The organism is Nocardiopsis akebiae (assembly GCF_018316795.1).
Lineage (GTDB): Bacteria > Actinomycetota > Actinomycetes > Streptosporangiales > Streptosporangiaceae > Nocardiopsis > Nocardiopsis dassonvillei.
In genome coordinates, this window is the sequence record NZ_CP074132.1 from 5,209,037 (window position 1) to 5,229,431 (window position 20,395).

At 72.2% G+C, this 20,395-nt stretch carries 17 protein-coding genes; 12 read left to right on the plus strand and 5 right to left on the minus strand.

Annotated features, from left to right (window positions below):
* Positions 1-237 precede the first annotated feature (237 nt).
* From aceB to KGD83_RS22325, 4 genes are all read left to right on the plus strand, one after another.
* Positions 238-1,842, plus strand: coding sequence for a malate synthase A (gene aceB / locus KGD83_RS22310; protein WP_212641013.1), 1,605 nt, complete (start codon positions 238-240; stop codon positions 1,840-1,842).
* A 147-nt stretch (positions 1,843-1,989) separates the two neighbouring features.
* Positions 1,990-3,471 carry an FAD-linked oxidase C-terminal domain-containing protein gene (locus KGD83_RS22315; protein WP_212641014.1) on the plus strand — a complete coding sequence of 494 codons (1,482 nt, stop codon included), beginning with the start codon at positions 1,990-1,992 and terminating at the stop codon, positions 3,469-3,471.
* A gap of 35 nt (positions 3,472-3,506) precedes the next feature.
* Complete coding sequence (locus KGD83_RS22320; RefSeq protein WP_212641015.1) at positions 3,507-4,706, plus strand: FAD-binding oxidoreductase; 1,200 nt, start codon at positions 3,507-3,509, stop codon at positions 4,704-4,706.
* 27 nt (positions 4,707-4,733) lie between these two features.
* Positions 4,734-6,056 (plus strand): (Fe-S)-binding protein, encoded by a 1,323-nt coding sequence (locus tag KGD83_RS22325; RefSeq protein ID WP_212641016.1) that lies wholly within the window; start codon positions 4,734-4,736, stop codon positions 6,054-6,056.
* A gap of 90 nt (positions 6,057-6,146) precedes the next feature.
* On the opposite strand, the gene dapF is transcribed toward KGD83_RS22325, so the two are convergent.
* Positions 6,147-6,971 carry a diaminopimelate epimerase gene (dapF, locus tag KGD83_RS22330; protein ID WP_212641017.1) on the minus strand — a complete coding sequence of 275 codons (825 nt, stop codon included), beginning with the start codon at positions 6,969-6,971 and terminating at the stop codon, positions 6,147-6,149.
* A gap of 76 nt (positions 6,972-7,047) precedes the next feature.
* Here dapF and miaA point away from each other — a divergent pair, with 76 nt between their 5' ends.
* The 3 genes from miaA (at position 7,048) to KGD83_RS22345 (ending at position 10,332) form a co-directional block, all read left to right on the plus strand.
* Positions 7,048-8,040, plus strand: a complete 993-nt coding sequence (gene miaA, locus KGD83_RS22335; RefSeq protein WP_212641018.1) for a tRNA (adenosine(37)-N6)-dimethylallyltransferase MiaA — start codon at positions 7,048-7,050, stop codon at positions 8,038-8,040.
* Positions 8,041-8,263: 223 nt separating this feature from the next.
* Positions 8,264-9,049 carry a TetR/AcrR family transcriptional regulator gene (locus KGD83_RS22340; protein ID WP_212641019.1) on the plus strand — a complete coding sequence of 262 codons (786 nt, stop codon included), beginning with the start codon at positions 8,264-8,266 and terminating at the stop codon, positions 9,047-9,049.
* Between the two features lie 17 nt (positions 9,050-9,066).
* Positions 9,067-10,332, plus strand: a complete 1,266-nt coding sequence (locus tag KGD83_RS22345) for a cytochrome P450 family protein (protein WP_212641020.1) — start codon at positions 9,067-9,069, stop codon at positions 10,330-10,332.
* Between the two features lie 130 nt (positions 10,333-10,462).
* Here the strand turns inward: KGD83_RS22345 and miaB are convergent, their stop codons facing one another.
* Positions 10,463-11,929: a tRNA (N6-isopentenyl adenosine(37)-C2)-methylthiotransferase MiaB gene (gene miaB, locus KGD83_RS22350; RefSeq protein ID WP_256448872.1), complete on the minus strand. Its 1,467-nt coding sequence runs from the start codon at positions 11,927-11,929 to the stop codon at positions 10,463-10,465.
* Positions 11,930-12,243: 314 nt separating this feature from the next.
* Between miaB and KGD83_RS22355 the strand changes: the two genes are divergently transcribed.
* From KGD83_RS22355 to KGD83_RS22375, 5 genes are all read left to right on the plus strand, one after another.
* A complete protein-coding gene (locus KGD83_RS22355; protein WP_013151724.1) occupies positions 12,244-12,987 on the plus strand; it encodes an amino acid ABC transporter ATP-binding protein in 744 nt (247 codons plus the stop codon).
* Positions 12,988-13,031: 44 nt separating this feature from the next.
* Positions 13,032-13,883, plus strand: coding sequence for a glutamate ABC transporter substrate-binding protein (locus tag KGD83_RS22360; RefSeq protein ID WP_212641022.1), 852 nt, complete (start codon positions 13,032-13,034; stop codon positions 13,881-13,883).
* A 77-nt stretch (positions 13,884-13,960) separates the two neighbouring features.
* The gene (locus KGD83_RS22365) at positions 13,961-14,635 is read left to right on the plus strand and encodes an amino acid ABC transporter permease (protein WP_212641023.1); all 675 of its coding nucleotides are present in this window, start codon (positions 13,961-13,963) and stop codon (positions 14,633-14,635) included.
* Positions 14,632-15,762 carry an amino acid ABC transporter permease gene (locus tag KGD83_RS22370; protein WP_212641024.1) on the plus strand — a complete coding sequence of 377 codons (1,131 nt, stop codon included), beginning with the start codon at positions 14,632-14,634 and terminating at the stop codon, positions 15,760-15,762. Before KGD83_RS22365 ends, KGD83_RS22370 begins: the two co-directional genes overlap by 4 nt.
* 180 nt (positions 15,763-15,942) lie before the next feature.
* Positions 15,943-18,069: a S9 family peptidase gene (locus KGD83_RS22375; RefSeq protein ID WP_212641025.1), complete on the plus strand. Its 2,127-nt coding sequence runs from the start codon at positions 15,943-15,945 to the stop codon at positions 18,067-18,069.
* 239 nt (positions 18,070-18,308) lie between these two features.
* Here the strand turns inward: KGD83_RS22375 and recX are convergent, their stop codons facing one another.
* The 3 genes from recX to KGD83_RS22390 all read right to left on the minus strand — a co-directional run bounded on the left by recX (position 18,309) and on the right by KGD83_RS22390 (position 20,392).
* Positions 18,309-18,893 (minus strand): recombination regulator RecX, encoded by a 585-nt coding sequence (gene recX / locus KGD83_RS22380; protein ID WP_047871767.1) that lies wholly within the window; start codon positions 18,891-18,893, stop codon positions 18,309-18,311.
* The gene (gene recA / locus KGD83_RS22385; RefSeq protein ID WP_047871766.1) at positions 18,886-20,022 is read right to left on the minus strand and encodes a recombinase RecA; all 1,137 of its coding nucleotides are present in this window, start codon (positions 20,020-20,022) and stop codon (positions 18,886-18,888) included. Before recA ends, recX begins: the two co-directional genes overlap by 8 nt.
* 175 nt (positions 20,023-20,197) lie before the next feature.
* Entirely contained in the window at positions 20,198-20,392 is a 195-nt protein-coding gene (locus KGD83_RS22390; protein ID WP_212641026.1) for a DUF3046 domain-containing protein, read from the minus strand.
* Positions 20,393-20,395: the final 3 nt, after the last annotated feature.

The window sequence follows — 20,395 nt, forward strand, 5'->3', positions numbered from 1 at the left end:
CGGGGGCACCTGAATTATCGCAGGGCACGGCGGGCACGACACTCCACGGGACCCGAGCCGGGTCCCGTGTCCGTCCCGACGACGGGCGCCGACGCCGCGGGAGAAGTTTTCGCGACCTTCCCGTCCAGGGAAACTCCCCGGTCAGTGAGACACGCGCGACGTTGACCGTCCGCGAACCGGGCGGTAGCTTCGTTTTCCACATACCAGAAGCTTATTTCGTATTGCGGAAGGTTTTCCATGGGCGCCACGCACGGGGTCGAGATCACCGGCCCCCTCCACGAACGGTTCGACGAAATCCTCACCGAGGACGCCCTCGCCCTCGTCGCCGAACTGCACCGCGCCTTCGAGGCGCGCCGTCAGGAGCTCCTACAGGCCCGGGTGGCCAGGCAGGAGCAGATCTCGGCCGGAGCCGACCTCGACTTCCTCCCCGAGACCAAGCACATCCGTGAGGACGACAGCTGGCGGGTCGCCCCTCCCGCCCCGGGCATCACGGACCGCCGAGTGGAGATCACCGGCCCCACCGACCGCAAGATGACCATCAACGCGCTCAACTCAGGCGCCAAGGTGTGGCTGGCAGACTTCGAGGACGCCAACACCCCGCTGTGGGAGAACATGATCGGGGGCCAGCTCAACCTGCGCGACGCCCTCGACCGCACCATCGACTTCACCTCCCCCCAGGGCAAGGCCTACGCCCTGAAGGAGGACGGCGAGCTCGCCACCGTCGTCGTCCGCCCGCGCGGCTGGCACCTGGACGAGAAGCACGTCCTCGTGGACGGCGAGCGCGTCAGCGGCGGCCTGCTGGACTTCGCCCTCTACTTCTTCCACTGCGCCCAGCGCCAGATCGACAAGGGCAGGGGCCCCTACTTCTACCTGCCCAAGATGCAGAGCCACCTCGAGGCGCGCCTGTGGAACGACGTCTTCGTCCTGGCACAGGAGCGCCTGGGCATCGCGCGCGGCACCATCCGCGCGACCTGCCTCATCGAGACCATCCCGGCCGCGTTCGAGATGGAGGAGATCCTCTACGAGCTGCGCGAGCACTCCGCGGGCCTCAACGCGGGCCGCTGGGACTACCTGTTCAGCATCATCAAGACGCATCGCACCCGCGGCCGCAGGTTCCTGCTGCCCGAGCGCAACGCCGTCACGATGACCGCGCCGATGATGCGCGCCTACACCGAACTGCTGGTCAAGACCTGCCACAAGCGCGGCGCCCACGCCATCGGCGGCATGGCGGCCTTCATCCCCTCCCGCAAGGACGAAGAGGTCAACAGGACCGCCTTCGCCAAGGTCCGCGACGACAAGTCCCGCGAGTCCGGCGACGGCTTCGACGGTTCCTGGGTCGCGCACCCGGGCCTGGTCCCGGTGGCCATGGAGGTCTTCGACGGCGTCCTGGGCGAGCGCCCCAACCAGATCGACAAGCAGCGCCCCGATGTCGAGGTCTCGGCCGAGGACCTGCTGGCCGTGGACAGGACCCCGGGCGGGGTCACCCTCGCGGGCCTGCGCGGCAACGTCAACGTCGCCCTGCAGTACCTGGCGACGTGGATGGGCGGCAACGGCGCGGTGGCCATCCACAACCTCATGGAGGACGCCGCGACCGCCGAGATCTCCCGCTCCCAGGTCTGGCAGTGGCTGCACAACGACATCACGCTCGACAACGGCCCCAAGGTCACCGCCGACCTGGTCCGGGGAATCATCGACGAGGAGCTAGCCGCCATCCGCGAGCAGCTGGGCGCGGACTTCGACGAGGACCTGTACCAGCAGGCCGGAGAGCTCTTCACCGAGGTGGCCCTGGCCGACGAGTACGTCGACTTCCTGACGCTGCCCGCCTACGAGCGCATGCCGTGACCCGACACTGATTTCATAACACGGAAGACAACTTCCACTGCACCCCTTGCCTACGCGAGGGGTGCAGTCGTACGTTCACATTGCGAGGTCGCGTCCGCGAGCGGGCGGGACCGTCCGTGTCCGCGCAGGTGGAACCGGGAGGCGCCCATGTCCGAGACCGATACGGCGCAGGCGGCCGTGGCCGGACTCGTCCCGCGGCTGCGCCGGATCTGCGGCGAGGACGGCGTGCTCACCGACACCGCCCGGCGCCGCACCTACGAGAGCGACGGGCTGCCCCACCACCGCGCCCTCCCCGGCGTCGTGGTGCTGCCCACCACCGCCGACCAGGTCGCCGCCGTCGTACGCCTGTGCGCCGAGAACGGCGTGCCCTTCGTCCCGCGCGGCGCGGGCACCGGCCTGTCCGCGGGCGCGCTCCCCCACGCCGAGGGCGTCCTGCTGGTCACCTCGCGCATGCGCCGCGTCCTGGAGATCGACGTCGAGAACGAGTGCGCGGTCGTCGAACCCGGTGTGGCCAACCTGGACGTCACCCGCGCCGCCGCGCCCCACGGCTACTACTACGCGCCCGACCCCTCCAGCCAGCAGGTGTGCTCCGTGGGCGGCAACGTCGCAGAGAACTCCGGCGGCGCCCACTGCCTCAAGTACGGGTTCACCGTCAACCACGTGCGCGGCCTGGACATCGTCACCCCCTCCGGCGAGCTGGTGAGCCTGGGCGGCAAGAACCCAGGCGCGCACGGCTACGACCTCGTCGGGGCCTTCATCGGCTCCGAGGGCACCCTGGGCGTGGCCACACGGATCACCGTCGGCCTCACCCGGTCGCCGGAACGCACCGTCACCCTGCTGTCGGCGTTCGCCTCGATGGACGCCGGCGGCCGGGCGGTCAGCTCCATCATCTCCGCCGGGGTGCTGCCCTCGGCCGTGGAGATGATGGACGCGCTGGCCATCGAGGCCGCCGAGAGGGCCGTGGCCTGCGACTACCCCGCGGGCGCCGCGGCCGTGCTGGTCGTGGAGCTGGACGGGCCCGCCGAGGAGGTCGAGGCGCAGCTCGCCGAGGTCACCCGGCTTTGCGCGGAGGCGGGAGCCTTCGAGACCCGCACCGCCGACGACGCCGACGAGCGCGCCCGGATCTGGAAGGGCCGCAAGTCGGCCTTCGCCGCCGTCGGCCGGATCAGCCCCGCCTACATCGTCCAGGACGGCGTCGTGCCGCGCACCGCCCTGCCCGAGGTGCTGCGGCGCATCACCGAACTGTCGGCGGCCTCGGGTATCCGCGTCGCCAACGTCTTCCACGCCGGGGACGGCAACCTGCACCCGCTCGTGCTCTTCGACGACGCGGAGCCGGGCGCGGCGGAGCGGGCCGAGGAGGTCTCCGGAGCCATCCTGGACCTGTGCATCGAACACGGCGGCTCCATCACCGGCGAGCACGGGGTGGGCGTGGACAAGGCGTGCAAGATGCCGCGCATGTACGGCCCCGACGACCTGGCCACCTTCGACCTGTTCCGTCGGGCCCTGGACCCGGACGGGATCGCCAACCCGGACAAGCTGCTGCCCACCCCGCGCCTGTGCGGCGAGCGGCCCGGGGTGCGCACGGGAGTGCACCCGCTGGTGGAGGCGGGAAGGGCCGAGCAGTTCTGAAGCGCGGGCGGACCGCGGGCACGGGGGGAGAACGCGTGACACTCGTCGAGGGACCGGACGCCCGGGGCGGCGCCCAGCGGGAGGGGACCGGCGCCGACGCGGTGGGCGGCCTCGTCCCCGCGCGCGTGGCGCGTCCCGCCGACACCCGGGCTCTGGGCCGGGTGATGGCGTCCGCCGCCCGGCGGGGCCTGACCGTCGTCGCGCGCGGCGGGGGCACGGCCCTGGACTGGGGCGGCCTCCCGCGCGGGTTGGACCTGCTCGTGGACACCGCGGACCTGTCGTGGATCGAGCACATCGCGGGCGACCTGGTGGTGGAGGTCGGCGCGGGAACCCCCGTGGCCGAACTGTACGACGTGCTGGCCGCCGCCGGGCAGCGGCTGTCGGCGGACCCCGTGCGCACGGGCGGCACCGTGGGCGGGATGGTGGCCACGGGCGTGAGCGGCCCCCGCCGCCTGCTCACCGGAGCGCTTCGCGACCTGGTCATCGGGATGACGGTGGTGCGCGCCGACGGCGTGGTGGCTCGCAGCGGAGGCCGGGTGGTCAAGAACGTGGCCGGGTACGACCTGGCCAAGCTGCACACCGGCGGCCTGGGCACCCTGGGCGTGATCGCCTCGGTGGCCTTCCGCCTGCACCCGCTCCCCCGGGCCCTGCGCGTGCTCACCCTCCCCGCGTCCTCCGCCGAACACGCCGACAGCCTGCTGAAGGCACTGCGCGGATGCACGGCGACGCCCGCGGCGGTCGAGCTGGACTGGCCCTCGGCGAGCCTGCGGGTGGCGCTGGAGGGCACCCCGGACGGCGTCGGGTCGCGGGTGGCCGAGATCGCCGCGGCCACCGGCGCGGAGCCCGAGGTGGCCGACGCCCTGCCCGAGGGCTGGGGCGTACTGCCCGCCGAGGGCACGCTCGCCCTGGTGTCGGTGCCGCCCGCCGAGAGCGTGCGGGCCGCGGTGCGGGTGCACGACCTGTCCGGCGCGGACGTCAGCGGCTCGGCCCGGGCGGGCGCGCTGTACGCGTCCTTCCCGCCGGGCGCCGGGGCCGCCGAGGTGGCGGCCGTGCTCGACGGCGTGCGCTCGGTGCCCGGCTGGACGATGACCCTGCTGCGCGCGGAACCGCACGTCCACGCCGCCGGTGTGGACCTGTGGGGCGAGGTCGCCGGACTGCCGCTGATGCGGGCGGTCAAGGACTCCCTCGATCCCGGACACCGCCTGGCCCCCGGGCGCTTCGCGGGGGGCATCTGAACACGTGCGCACACCCTTGGAGGGCCCGTGACCGACCCGACGACCGCGGACGAGCGCGACCGGCTGTTCTCCGACCTGCTCAACGACTGCGTCCACTGCGGTTTCTGCCTGCCCACCTGCCCCACGCACGTGCTGTGGGGCCAGGAGATGGACTCGCCGCGCGGGCGGATCCACCTGATGGCGCAGACGCACGACGAGGACGTGCTGACCGAGGCCGCGGTCGGACACTTCGACAACTGCCTGGGCTGCCTGGCGTGCGTGTCCGCCTGCCCCTCGGGGGTGGCCTACGACGCGCTCATCGACACCACCCGGCACCGGGTGGAGAGGGAGCACGAGCGGCCCGCGGGCGAGCGGGCGCTGCGCGGGGCGGTCTTCGCGCTGTTCCCGTACCGGCGCAGGCTGGGGCTGCTGCGCGGACCGCTGCGCGCCTACCAGGCCAGCGGCGTCTCCTCGCTGGTGCGGCGCACGGGGCTGCTGGAGCGGGTCTCCCCGGCCCTGGCCACCATGGAGCGCATCTCGCCGCCGCTGTCGTCTCCCCCTCCCGCCCTGCCGGAGCTGGTGCCCGCGGTGGGGCGGGCACGGACGCGGGTGGGCATGCTGGTGGGCTGCGTGCAGGGCGCGTTCTTCCCCGAGGTCAACACCGCGACCGCGCGGGTGCTGGCCCTGGAGGGCTGTGACGTGGTCATCCCCCGCGCCCAGGGCTGCTGCGGGGCCCTGTCCGGGCACGCCGGGCGGATGGAGGAGTCGGCCGACCTAGCCCGGAGCCTGATCGAGGTGTTCGAACGCGAGCGGGTGGACCGGATCGTAGTCAACTCGGCCGGGTGCGGGTCCGGCATGAAGCACTTCGACCGCACCCTGGCCGAGGCGGGCGCGGACCGGGCCTGGGTGCGCCGGGGACGCGCCCAGGCCGAGCTGGTCGCGGACCTCACCGAGTTCCTGGTGGAGCTGGGACCGCGGGCCGAGCGACATCCCCTCCCCCTGCACGTGGCCTACCACGACGCGTGCCACCTCTCCCACGGCCAGGGCGTCACCCGGCCGCCCCGCGCCCTGCTCGCGGGGATTCCGGAGCTGCGCGTGTCCGACCTGCCAAACGGCGAGATCTGCTGCGGCTCGGCGGGGGTGTACAACCTGCTCAAGCCCGAGGCCGCCCGCGAGCTCGGCGACCGCAAGGGGCGGGACGTGGCCTCCACCGGCGCAGACGTCCTGGTGTCGGGGAACCCGGGGTGCTCGCTCCAGATAGCCTCCGCCATGGACCGCGCGGGCTCGCCGGTGGCGGTGACCCACACCGCCCGGGTACTGGACGCCTCACTGCGAGGGTTGACCATCGGGCAGCTGCTAGGGCGCCGGTGAGCGTTCGGGGTCGGCGGGGCGAGCCGTGGTGGTCGAGCGCGACCACGCGCCCTCAACCCTCCGGCTGAGGCTCGCGACCTCATCCGGGGGTCAGATCAGGCTCGTCTCACCCTCGGCCACGATGACGGCCGGGCCGCTCAGCCTCGCGCCGTCCGCGTCCAGGAGAACAGTGCACTCGCCCCCGAGGACCCGCACCCTCCAGGTCGCGCTCTCCCCACGGGGGGTGGCGGCGGCAGCGGCGGCGACGATCCCGGTCCCGCAGGAGCGGGTCTCCCCGGATCCCCTCTCGTACACGCGCATCTCCAGCACGCCCGGAGCCACCTCGCGGTACACCTCGACGTTCGCTCCGGCGGGAAAGGCCTCCACGTCCAGCACCGGCAGCTCACTCAGGTCCACCTCGACGACCGGCACGGCCACCTCGCAGGCCAGGTGCGGGTTGCCCACGGAGATCTGCTCACCGTGCACCACCTGCCGGGCGAGCTTGGCGGAGGAGGTCCCCTGCATCTCCACGCGGCCCATGTCTATGGTGATGCCGCCGTCGGCCTCCACCTGGACCTCCTTGGCCCCGTCGCGGGTGCCCACCTCGAAGCGGTCTCCCTCGACGAGCCCGGCGTGCAGCAGGTAGCGGGCGAAGACCCGCACACCGTTGCCGCACATCTCGGCGACGCTCCCGTCGGCGTTGCGGTAGTCCATGAACCACTCGGAGCGCTCGGCCGTGCGGGCGGCCGGGGCGAGGGCCTCACCGAGGGCGCGCGTGCGCACCACCCGCAGGACGCCGTCCGCGCCGATCCCGGCCCGGCGGTCGCACAGCAGGCGGACGGCCTCCTCCGTGAGGTCCAGCTCCCCGTCGGGGTCGGGGAGGATCACGAAGTCGTTCTCTGTTCCGTGGCCCTTGGCGAATCGCATGCCGACCATCCTAGGCGCGGACGGCCACCTCCCCCGTCCGCCGCTCGACGGTCCGGCCGGGCCCGGGGCTGACTACGCTGAAGGAATGATCAAGGTGATCGCGGTCGTCGGCCCGACCGCTGTGGGCAAGTCGGACCTGGCCGTCGAGGTGGCGCTGCGGCTGGAGGAGCGCACGGGACGCCGGGGCGAGGTGATCAACGCCGACTCCATGCAGCTCTACCGCGGCATGGACATCGGCACCGCCAAGCTCACCGGCGCCGAGAGACGCGGGGTGCCCCACCACCTGCTCGACGTGTGGGAGGTCAGCGAGCCCGCGGACGTGGCCAGCTACCAGGACATGGCCCGCGACCGCGTCGAGCAGTGCGCCGACCGCGACGTCATTCCGGTCCTGGTCGGCGGTTCGGGCCTGTACGTGCGCGCGGTCCTGGACCACCTGAACTTCCCCGGCACCGACCCCGCGGTCCGCTCGCGCCTGGAGGCGGAGCTCGGCGACGTCGGCCCGGGCGTGCTGCACGCCCGCCTGGCCGAGGCCGACCCCGCGGCGGCCCGCGCCATCCTGCCGGGCAACGGGCGGCGGATCGTGCGCGCCTTGGAGGTCATCGAGCTGACCGGGGAGCCGTTCACCGCGAACCTGCCCGACCACACCTCCTTCTACCCGTGCACGCAGATCGGCCTGACGGCTCCGCGCACCGAACTGGACGAGCGCATCGGCACCCGCGTGGACCGCATGTGGGAGCAGGGCCTGCTGGAGGAGGTCCGCGAGCTGGACAAGCTCGGGCTGCGTGAGGGCCGGACCGCCTCGCGCGCGCTCGGTTACGCACAGGCACTCGCCCAGCTGGACGGCGAACTGTCCGAGGAGGAGGCCAAGGCGGACACCGCACAGGCCACCCGCCGGTTCGCCCGCCGCCAGGAGTCGTGGTTCCGGCGCGACCCGCGGGTGCGCTGGCTCCCCTACGACTCCCCCGACCTGGTGGAACGCGCTCTGGCCCAGGTGGAGCGGGCGCTGTCGGGGACCTCGGACGAGCCGGGCGAGGCGCTGGTGGACGTGTCGACCTGGGTGCCCCGCTCCGCGCGGTGACCCCGCGGCGGTTCCGCGTCCGCCGCACACCCGCCCGCACGTGACGGCCGGGCCCGCCAAGGGCCCGGTCGTCGGTCCTGTACGACCCGCTTCCGGCCTTCCCTCCCGAAAACCCTTGCCCCCGCCTCCCTGGTGGCCTAATTTGACTGTGTGACCAGTTTTGAAATCTGGTCACACAGTCAGAGAGGGGGAGGTGGAGATATGGTCATCGGCGTCAACAAGCGTGGTCAGCAGCACCTCGCATGCCCTCGACTCGCAGGAGTACACCGTGGCCCCATCCACACCCCCGACCGCCAGCGAGCGCGAACTGCGCGCCGACCGCATCCTGGACGCGGCGGAGGAGCTGATGGTCGCCTGGGGGCACCGCAAGATCACCATCGAGGACGTCGCCCGGCGGGCCAAGATCGGCAAGGGGACCGTCTACCTGCACTTCTCCACCAAGGAGGCGCTCCTACTCACGGTGGTCATGCGGGCGCAGCTCGGCGTGCTGCGCCAGATCCTGGACTCCATGCGGGCCTCACCCGAGAACGTCCGGCCCAGCGAGGTCGCGCGCGCCCTCTACCTGTTCCACCTGGACTCGCCGACCATCCGAGCGCTGTTCGCCAACGGAACAGAGACCCTGGGCAACCTCTCCCGCGACGCTGCCGCCCTGGTCGGCGACACCGTCCGGGAGCGGCAGAGGGCCCTGCGGACCTACTGGGACATCCTGCGCGGGCACGGCCTGCTCAACGGAGACCGCTCCCCCGACGAACAGCTGTACGCCTACAACTCCCTGGTCATGGGCCACCTGGTCACACCCCCGGTGCTGGAGAGCCAGGGCATGCGCGTGCCCGACCACGGCACGCGCGCCGAACTCATGGCCAGGAGCATCCGTCTGCTCCTGGAACAGGACGCCTCCCCGGAGGACACCCGTCGGGCCCGGGACAGGGCCCTGGCGCTCTTCTCCGCGCTGGACGAGCGCCTGTACTCGGAGATCACCCGGCAGAAACAGACGACACGCTCCACCTGAGCCCCAGAGGAGGGCCCATGACAGCCGCGACCCCGTCCGACGAAGTGATCGACCTGCGCTCCCCCGAGTTCACCGCCGACCCCCTCTCCGTGATCGACCGGGTCCGGGCCGCGGGCGGCTCGGCACCGGCCCTGTTCGTGGACACCCGGGAGGCCGTCCTCTTCGTCGACGACGAGGACGTGCGGACCATCCTCAGTGACCGGCGCTTCGTGCTGGACCCCGCGAACGTGCCGGGGGACCGGGCCTCCACCACCCGCTCCGACGCGCTCAGGGGCCTGGGCATCCGCCCCGATCTGATCACCTACCTGACCGAGTCCCTCCTGGACAAGGACGGCGGCGACCACACCCGGCTGCGCAAGCTGGTCTCGCGCACCTTCACCGTGCGCCGGGTCAACGAACTGCGGCCCGCGGTCCAGCGCATCACCGACGACCTGCTCGCGCGGCTGCCCGACCTCGCCGACCGGGACGGGGTCGTGGACCTCATGCCGCACTTCTCCTATCCGCTGCCGATCGCGGTCATCTGCGACCTGGTCGGCGTTCCGGAGGAGGACCGCGGGACCTGGCGGGCGTGGAGCGACCAGCTGTCCCGGTTCGACCCCACCAGGCCCGAGCTGATGAACGACGCTCTCGGCGAGATGATCGGCCACGTCGAGGGGATGCTCGCCGAGCGCCGGGCCCGCCCGAGCGGGGACCTGCTCGGCGCCCTGGTCAGGGCGCGCGACGAGGACGGCGGGCGCATGAGCGAGAGCGAGCTGATCACCCTGGTGTTCACCCTCGTCATCGCCGGGCACGAGACCACCGCGCACCTGCTGGGCAACGGGGTGCGGGCCCTGCTCGACCACCCGGCCCAGTGGGAGATGCTGCGGCACGACCCCGGGCTGCTGCCCTCCGCCGTGCACGAGATGCTCCGCTACGGGGGCACCGCCGTGATCTCCAAGGCGCGGTACGCGGCGGAGGACGTCGAACTCAGGTGCGGCCGCGTGGCCGCGGGCGAGCGGGCGATAGCGGTCCTGGCGGGCGCCAACCGCGACCCGAGGGTCCACCCGGACCCGCACCGGTTCGACATCACCCGCCACCAGGGCAGGCCCGGCGAGGAGCACGTGGGGTTCGGCCACGGCATCCACTACTGCCTGGGCGCGGCCCTGGCCCGCCAGGAGGGCGAGGTGGCGGTCGGTTCCCTGCTGGCCGCCCACCCCGGCCTGTCCCCGGCCCCCGGCCGCGAGCCCCTGCCCGGACGGGTGCCGGGCGCGATGCGGTTGGACAGTCTGCCCGTCCAGCTCTGAGGCCCGGCCGGCAAGCCCGCTCCGCGCGGCTCCCGCCGGAGCCGAGGCGGGACGGCCGTCGGCCCGGCCGCGCGGGCGGCAGCGGCCCCGGCGCCGATGCGCCGGGGCCGCTGCCGGTGCGGTCTCGGGGTCAGATCTCGCAGCAGCCGCCCGCCGGGGCCGGCTCCTCGGCCGGAACGCCGATCCGGGGCATGCCCAGGAGCACCTGCGGCTTGCCCTCCTGGGCCGGTCGGCCGTTGCGGGCCGCCCAGGCGTCGCCCGCGCGGGTGCGCCGCAGGGCGCGCACACCGGAGTCGGCCACCAGGTGGTGCGGGGCGGCGTAGGTGACCTCCACGGTCACCGTGTCGCCGGGGCGGGGGTCGTCGCCGTCACCGACCGCGAAGTGCACGAGGCGGTTGTCGGGGGCGCGGCCGGACAGTCGGCGGTGCTCGCCGTCCTTCCTGCCCTCGCCCTCGGCGACCAGCAGCTCGACCTCGCGGCCGACCAGCTTCTGGTTCTCCTCCCAGGAGATCTGGTCCTGGAGGTCGACCAGGCGCTGGTAGCGGTCCTTGACCACCTCCGGCGGGACCTGGTCCTCCATGGTCGCGGCGGGGGTCCCGGGGCGCTTGGAGTACTGGAAGGTGAACGCCATCGAGAACCGCGCCTCGCGGACCACGTGCAGCGTCTCCTGGAAGTCCTCCTCGGTCTCGCCGGGGAAGCCCACGATGATGTCGGTGGTGATCGCGGCGTGCGGCATGGCGGCGCGCACCTTCTCCACGATGCCGAGGAAGCGCTCCTGGCGGTAGGAGCGGCGCATGGCCTTGAGGACCCGGCTCGACCCCGACTGGAGCGGCATGTGCAGCTGCGGCATGACGTTGGGGGTCTCGGCCATGGCCTCGATGACGTCGTCGGTGAAGTCGCGCGGGTGCGGGGAGGTGAAGCGCACCCGTTCCAGCCCCTCGATCTCGCCGCAGGCGCGCAGCAGCTTGGAGAAGGCCTGCCGGTCGCCGAAGCCGCTGCCGTAGGCGTTGACGTTCTGGCCGAGCAGGGTGATCTCGCTGACGCCCTCGTCGACCAGGGCGCGCACCTCGGCGAGCACGTCGCCGGGGCGGCGGTCCTGCTCCTTGCCGCGCAGCGCGGGCACGATGCAGAAGGTGCAGGTGTTGTTGCAGCCCACGGAGACCGACACCCACGCCGCGTACGCGGACTCGCGGCGGCTGGGCAGTGTGGAGGGGAAGTGCTCCAGGGACTCGGCGATCTCCACCTGCGCCTCCCGCTGGACGCGGGAGCGCTCCAGCAGGGCGGGCAGGGAGCCGATGTTGTGGGTGCCGAACACGACGTCGACCCAGGGCGCGCGGCGCACGATCTCACCGCGGTCCTTCTGCGCCAGGCAGCCCCCGACGGCGATCTGCATCCCCGGGTTGGCGTCCTTGACCGGGCGCAGGTGCCCGAGGTTGCCGTACAGGCGGTTGTCGGCGTTCTCCCGGACCGCACAGGTGTTGAAGACGACGATGTCTGCGGTGGTGTCCTCGGCTGCGCGCGCGTACCCAGCGTCCTCCAGCAGACCGGAGAGGCGCTCGGAGTCGTGGACGTTCATCTGGCAGCCGTAGGTCCGCACTTGGTAGGTACGACTCTGGCTCACGGGACCAGGCTATCCGGTGCCGTGGACCGCGCGGAGACCCCGGGAGGAACCCGCTTCCCCCGCCCGGGGCCTTCCACGGGGCGCCGCGGCGGACGGGGAGGCGGAGCGCGTCCGGAAGTGGCCGATGTGAGACGCTGGAGAACGGAACCGCGACGTGGAGCGACAAACGGTCATTCAACCGTCCAAACCCATAACAGTTTCGCCGATCACGCCGTAACAAGTCTGCTACTCCACAGACGGACGGCGATTTCGTGATGACACGGCAACATGGACCCATTAGGTTCCCCAACATGACCTCAACTCCTCTCGTCGTGCTGGAGAACGTCAACAAGCACTTCGGCGACCTGCACGTGCTCCGCGACATCGATCTGACGGTTAACTCCGGCGAGGTGGTAGTCGTCATCGGGCCGTCCGGTTCCGGCAAGTCGACGCTGTGCCGCACGATCAACCGCCTGGAGACGATCGACGCCGGCACCATCACGCTGGACGGACAGCCGCTGCCCGCGGAGGGCCGCGGCCTGGCCCGGCTCCGCAGCGACGTGGGCATGGTCTTCCAGTCGTTCAACCTGTTCGCCCACAAGACCGTGCTCCAGAACGTGACCCTGGGCCCCACCAAGGTCCTGCGCATGAACAAGGCCGAGGCCGACGCCCGGGGCATGGAACTGCTGGAGCGCGTCCGGATCGGCAACCAGGCCAACAAGTACCCGGCGCAGCTCTCCGGGGGTCAGCAGCAGCGCGTGGCGATCGCCCGCGCCCTGGCGATGAACCCCAAGGTGATCCTCTTCGACGAGCCGACCTCGGCCCTGGACCCGGAGATGGTCCAGGAGGTCCTCGACGTCATGACCGACCTCGCATCCGAGGGCATGACGATGGTCGTGGTCACCCACGAGATGGGCTTCGCGCGCCGCGCGGCCAATCGGGTCGTCTTCATGGCCGACGGACAGATCGTCGAGGAGAACACCCCCGACGAGTTCTTCACCAACCCCCGGTCCGAGCGCGCCCAGGACTTCCTGTCCAAGATCCTGACCCACTAGGTTTCCCCGCGTTCTTCGCACGAAGCAAGGAAGAGGTACCCCACATGCGAGTCCGTCGCATCAGCACCATCCTGGGCGGCACCGCGGCCCTGGCCTTCGCCCTCAGCGCCTGTGGCACCGCCGACGTCGGCGGCGGCAGCGGTGGCGGCGAAGGCGGCGGCGAGGGTGGCGGCGACACCATCACCATCGGCGTCAAGTACGACCAGCCAGGCCTGGGCCTGCTGGACGGCGACGCCCCCGTCGGCTTCGACGTGGACGTGGCCACCTACATCGCCGGCGAACTGGGCTACGAGCCCGAGCAGATCGAGTGGACCGAGGCCGCCTCCGCCAACCGCGAGTCCTTCCTCCAGCAGGGCACCGTCGACATGGTGATCGCCACCTACTCGATCACCGACGAGCGCCGTCAGGTCGTCGACTTCGCCGGGCCGTACTACGTGGCCCAGCAGGACATCCTGGTCCAGGCCGACAACGAGGACATCCAGGGCCCCGACGACCTGGCTGGCAAGGTCCTGTGCTCGGCCTCCGGCTCCCGCTCGGCCAACAACATCGTCGACGACATGGGCATCGACGCCGAGCTGCGCGAGGCGGGCAACTACTCCGAGTGCCTGTCCCTGCTGGGCAACGGCACCGTCGACGCGGTGACCACCGACAACACCATCCTCGCGGGCTTCGCCGCGCAGGACCCGGGCACCTACCGCGTGGTCAACAACCCCTTCGGCGAGGAGCGATACGGCGTGGGCCTGCCCGCCGGATCCACGGAGCGGTGCGAGGAGGTCAACGCCGCCGTCCAGAAGATGTGGGACGAGGGCTACGCGGTCGAGGCCCTGGAGACCGCCTTCGGCGAGACCGACTTCGCCTACGAGGAGGCCGCTCCCGAGGTCGACGCCTGCCAGTAGGTTCCCCTTCCCCGACCGTGCGCCCCGCGGCGGGCCGTCCCCGGCCCCGCCGCCCGGCCCTTGACCAGCTGGGACCCATGGAAGCCTTTCTCAGCAATATCGACAGGGTTGTCGACGGTTTCTCATGGACCGTCCGGCTCACCCTCCTCAGCGCCCTCTTCTCCTTCGTCCTGGGCGTCCTGCTCACGGCCATGCGGGTCTCCCCCGTCCCGCTCCTGCGCGGCATAGCCACCGCCTACGTCGAGGGCATCCGCAGCACGCCGCTGACCCTGGTCCTGCTCTTCTGCGGTCTGGGCCTGAACAGCGCGCTGGGAATCGCCCTGGCCGACAGCGTCGCGTGGGACGTGTTCTGGTGGGCCGTCATCGGCCTGTCCGGCTACACCGCCTGCTTCGTCTCGGAGTCGCTGCGCGCCGGGATCAACACGATCCCCCTCGGCCAGGTGGAGGCGGCGCGTTCGCTGGGCCTGACCTTCACCCAGAACCTGCGGATGATCGTCATCCCGCAGGCGCTGCGCACCGTCGTCGGCCCGCTGGGCAGCGTGCTCATCGCGCTGATCAAGAACACGACCGTCGCCTCCGTCGCGGGGCTGGGCGTTCAGGAGGCGTCCAGGGAGATGAAGCTCATGTTCGACCAGGGCATCGCTCCGGTCCTGCCGACCTTCGTCGGTTTCGCGATCGGCTTCCTGATCCTGACCCTGCCGACGGGCTACTTCTTCGGCTGGCTCTCCAAGCGCGTGGCGGTGGTCCGATGAGCGCGCAGAGCTCCGTCCTCTTCGACGCCCCCGGCCCCAAGGCCCGCAGGCGCAACGCCCTCTACACGGTCGTCACGGTGTTCCTGGCCCTGATCGGCCTGGCCATCCTGTATCTGGGGTTCAACGGCACCCTGCGCGACACCGCGTTCTCGCTGTTCAACCCGCTCACCTGGGGGCCGCTGGGCGAACCGGCCACCTGGGCGGTCAACCCCGCGGGCGAGTGGGCTTCGGACAAGTGGGAGCCGTTCCTGCGGCCCGACACCTGGACCGACTACGTCGTCCCGGGCCTGCAGAACACGCTGACCGCGGCGCTGACCGCCTCGGTCCTGGCCATCCTCTTCGGCCTGGTGTTCGGCATCGGCCGCCTGTCCGACAAGTGGTGGATCCGCGTTCCGTCCGGGGCCGTCGTGGAGTTCTTCCGCGGCATCCCGCTGCTGATGCTGATCTTCTTCACGATGGCGCTGCCCATCGTGGCCTACCAGGTGTTCGACATCCCCGCGGGCACCTTCCAGGTCTCGGCGCTGGCCGCCGTCGTCACGGGTCTGACCCTGTACAACGGCTCCGTGCTGGCGGAGGTCTTCCGCGCGGGGGTCCTCGCGGTGCCCAAGGGCCAGTCCGAGGCCGCCCAGGCCATCGGGATGACCCGGGGCCAGAACATGCGGATGATCCTCATCCCGCAGGCGATCACCGCGATGATGCCCGCGATCGTGGCGCAGCTCGTGGTCCTGCTCAAGGACTCCGCGCTGGGCTACATCATCGCCTTCCCCGAGATGCTGCGCAGCTTCACCCTGCTGGCCACGCGCGAGGGCAACGTGATCCCGGCCGCGATCATCTGCGCGGCCATCTACATCGCCATCAACCTCTCGCTGAGCCGGGTCGCGATCTGGCTGGAGCGGCGCAACGCCCGCCGCGGCAGGCCCTCGGCCAAGCCCGCGGGCGGCGAGGACGTCCCGGTCGGGCCCGCGGGCACCGGCGGCGGCTTCGGTGACGGCACCGCCAAGGTCAGCGGCCCCGCCGGCTCCGTGGCGGTGGAGCCCACCGTGCAGGAGCCGCTGCCCGACGCGCTGGACGAGTCCCGCCCGGTGAGGTCCGACGACGCGGACGGCGAGGGGGACCGGAAGGACTGACCCCTCCTTCCCCACGGCCGGTACGGCCCCGTGCGCGCCCCTCGGCGCGTACGGGGCCGTCGTCTTCGCGGCCCCGCGGAGGGCGGCGCGCGGAGGGCCCTTCGGGACTGCACAAGCAGGCGAACGAGGACTAAGGTCGACATGTCATCGCATCGAATCCTCGACCCACCCTGAGCGGACATGTCTGAACTGTCGAGCCCCCACGGCTCCTGGCCATCGCCCATCAGCGCCGGTGTCGTCGCCCGAGGAGTGCGGCGGATGGCGTTCCCGTCCGTCGCGGGCGCGGAGGTCTGGTGGGAGGAGGGCCGCCCCGAGGAGGGGCGGACCACCCTCATGCGGCGCGACGCCGACGGAACGGTGACCGAGCTGCTGCCCGCGCCCTGGAGCGCGGGGACCCGGGTGCACGAGTACGGCGGGCGCGCCTACCTGCCGGTCCCGCGCCGCGACGACAAGGCCATCACCCGCATGGGCGTGGTGTTCTCCCACTCCTCCGACCAGCGCCTCTACCTGCTGGAACGCGGCTCCTCGGAGCCGGTGCCGCTCACCCCCGACGACGGTGCCTCACGCTACGCCGACCCCGCGCTGAGCGCGGACGGACGCGCCGTGCTGTGCGTGCGCGAGAGGCACGGGGAGGGGGCGGTCCGCCGCTCGATCGTGTCGGTACCGCTGTCGGGCCGGGGCGCGCAGGACCCCTCCGCGGTGCGCGAACTGGTCTCGGGCTCGGACTTCTACGCCTCCCCGACCCCGTCGCCGGACGGCGCCCACCTGGCCTACGTGCGGTGGAACCATCCAAGGATGCCCTGGGACGGCAGCGAACTGAGGGTGGGCGCCCTGGGCGAGACCGGGCTGACCGGCGAGTACACCCTCAAGGGCGGGGTGGACGAGTCGGTGGTCTCCCCGACCTGGGCCGACGACGCGACGCTGTACGTGGCCTCGGACTGGCCGGGCTGGTGGAACCTGTACCAGGCGGGGATGACCGGGCAGGCGCTGGCGCTGTACCCGGCCGAGGAGGAGTTCCACGCCTCCCCCGGCCGCCTGGGCAACCGGTCGTTCTGCGTGCTGGACTCGGGCCGGGTGGTCGCGCTGCACGGGCACGCCGACCTGACCCCGAGCGTGTACGACCCCGACACCCTGGATCTGACGCCGGTGGCGACCGGCCTGACCACGTGGTCGATGCTGGACACCGACGGGCGCACCGTGGTGGCGGTGGCCTCCTCGCCGACCGAGCCGCCGTGCCTGGTGCGGCTGGACCCGGCCTCGGGTGTCGTGGAGGTGCTGCGCCGGGCCGCCGAGGAGCTGCCGGACACCGCCTACCTGCCCGTGCCCCGCCAGGAGACGCTGCCGGGCCGCTACGGGGCGCCGGTGCACGCGAACGTCTACCCGCCGACCCACCCCGACGCGTCCGCGGACGGCCCCGCGCCGTACGTGGTGTGGGCGCACGGCGGCCCGGTGTCGGTCAGCACTCTGGAGTTCGATCTGGCCAAGGCCTACTTCACCAGCCGGGGGATCGGTGTGGTGGACGTCAACTACGGCGGTTCCACGGGGTTCGGGCGCCCGTACCGCAAGCGCCTGCACAAGGAGTGGGGCGTGGTGGACGTGGAGGACTGCGTGGCCGCGGCCCGGGCCCTCGTGGAACAGGGGGTGGCCGATCCCCGCAGGCTGGCGATCCGCGGTCCGAGCGCGGGCGGGTACACGGCGCTGATGGCGCTGACCGGGGACACGTTCGCGTGCGGGGTGTCCCTCTTCGGGGTCACCGACCTGCTGGGGTTCAGTCAGACCACGCACGACTTCGAGTCGCGGTTCCTGGACTCGCTGGTGGGGACGCTGCCGGGGTTCGCGGAGCGGTACCGGGAGCGCTCTCCGGTCAACCGCGCCGGGGAGATCGACGTGCCGGTGCTGCTGGTGCAGGGCCTGGAGGACAGGGTCGTGACCCCGGACCAGGCCACGGCGATGGCGACGGCGCTGGGGCGGCGCGGGGCGCCGTACGCGCTGGTGGAGTTCGAGGGCGAGGGGCACGGGTTCACCGGGCAGGAGGCGCGGATCCGCTCCCTGGAGTCGGAACTGGCCTTCTACGCGCGGGTGTTCGGGTTCGAGGCCGACGTGGCGCCGCTGGAGCTGGTGACCGTTCCGCCGGAGACCGGGGACGGCGCGGAAGCGGACGCGGATGCCGCCGGGGAGCCCGAGGGCCCCGGGGACGCCCCGAGCGCGGAGGACACCGCCGGCGCGCTCGCGCGGGACCCCGGACGGGACGGCGGGTCCCCGAGGCCCGCTGAGGCCGCCGCCGGTCCGACGACCGCCGGCGACTGACCCTTCGGAAACGGGGCGGCGGGACGGGCGGTCCCCACGGCCGGAGAAGGACACCACGGCCCCGACCGCTCGCGGCGGCTGACCCTGCGCGGGTCCGCGGGCCTTCGGGCCGGAAGGCGGCGGGGCGGCCTCGGAGCCGTCGCCGTACAACGCTCCGGGTCCTCGTGTGACTCAGCGCTTCGGGGTGCCCACGCGCAGGCGGTCTCCGTCGGGACCGAAGCCCGGACGGCGGTGACGGCTCAGAAGTCGGGGTCGGGGGCGTGGAGTTCGGCCTCCACGCCCTCGCGTTCGAGCTCCTCGCGGACCACCCGGTAGGCCAGGCCCGCGGAGTAGCCCTTGCGGGCCAGGAAGCCCAGGGCGCGGCGGGTCCGCGTCTCCTGGTCCCTGCCCCGGGTGGCGGCCAGGCGGCGGCGCGCCAGGTCGCGGGCGGCCTCCTCCTCGTCCTGGTCGCTGAGTTCGCCGACGGCCTCCCGGACGGTGTCCTCCTCCACGCCGCGGGTGCGCAGTTCCTGGGCCAGGGCACGACGGGAGAGCCGTCTGCCGTGGTGGCGGGAGGACACCCAGGCCTGGGAGAAGGCGGCGTCGTCGATCAGCCCGGCCTCGCCGAACGTGTCCAGGACCGAGGTGACGACCTCCTCCTCGTACTCCCGGCGGTGCAGGGCCCGCTCAAGCTGGGCGCGGGTGCGCGGGGAGTGGGTGAGCATCCGCAGGACCAGGGCGCGGGCCTCGGCCTCGGGATCCTTCCCGGGCGGGGCGGCCCCGCCCGGGAAGGGGCCGTCGTCCTCGGAGTGGTGCCGGTCCGGGGACCGGCCCCCCTCACGCATCAGCCGCGGGCGCCTTGGGAGTCCTGGCCGCGGCGCGCTTGGCGGGAGCCTTGGCCGCGGCGGCCGGGTCCGCAGCCGCCTCCGCGGCGGCCTTGGCCGGTTCGGCGGCCGGGCCGGAGGCGCTGTCGTCGCCCTTGACGGGCACGCCCAGCTTCTCCTTGATCTTCTTCTCGACCTCGTTGGCCATGTCGGCGTTCTCGCGCAGGAAGTTGCGCGCGTTCTCCTTGCCCTGGCCCAGCTGGGTGCCCTCGTAGGTGTACCAGGCGCCCGACTTGCGGACGATGCCGTGCTCCACGCCCAGGTCGATGAGGCTGCCCTCGCGCGAGACGCCCACCCCGTAGAGGATGTCGAACTCGGCCTGCTTGAAGGGCGGCGCGACCTTGTTCTTGACGACCTTGACGCGGGTGCGGTTGCCGACCGCGTCGGTGCCGTCCTTGAGCGTCTCGATGCGGCGCACGTCCAGGCGGACCGAGGCGTAGAACTTGAGCGCCTTGCCGCCGGTCGTCGTCTCGGGCGAGCCGAACATGACGCCGACCTTCTCGCGGAGCTGGTTGATGAAGATCGCGGTGGTGTTGGTCTGGTGGAGCGCACCGGCGATCTTGCGCAGCGCCTGGGACATCAGGCGGGCCTGGAGTCCGACGTGGCTGTCGCCCATCTCGCCCTCGATCTCGGCGCGGGGCACCAGGGCCGCCACGGAGTCGATGACGATGATGGAGACCGCGCCGGAGCGGATGAGCATGTCGACGATCTCCAGCGCCTGCTCACCGGTGTCCGGCTGCGAGAGCAGCAGGTCGTCGGTGTTGACGCCGATCTTCTTGGCGTACTCGGGGTCGAGCGCGTGCTCGGCGTCGACGAAGGCCGCGATGCCGCCCATCCGCTGGGCGCTGGCCACCGCGTGCAGGGCCACGGTGGTCTTACCGCTGGACTCGGGGCCGTAGACCTCCACGACGCGGCCCCGGGGCAGGCCGCCGATGCCGAGCGCCACGTCGAGGGCGATCGCCCCGGTGGGGATCGACTCCACCGGCGGGCGGTCGTCGTCGCCCAGGCGCATGATGGAGCCCTTGCCGAACTGCCGCTCGATCTGGGCGAGCGCTGTTTCGAGAGCCTTGTCTCGGTCTCCAGATGCCACGGGATACCCCTGTTGTTGGGTGGATGCCTTTTTCTTCATGGTGAGCACGACGCTACGCGGTCGCTACGACAATCGCGACGTCCCACGTCCGCCTGTGGATAACCCACCCTACCCGAACCTGTGTTCGATGCGACGTACGAAACGGATGCGGCCTCGCGGGCGGTCGGTCGCCGGATCAGCGTCTGGAGGCGGGCAGGTCGAAGGCGTCGCACACGGCGCGCCAAACCTCCTTGACGGCCACCCCGTCGGCGAGCGCCTGCTCCACCGTGCGGGAGCCGAGACCCTCCAGGACGTGGTCGCGGGCCACGCTCTGCGCGTAGGCCTCGCCGAACTGCTCGTGCATGTTGTGCCAGAAAACCGTGAGTCTCATCGG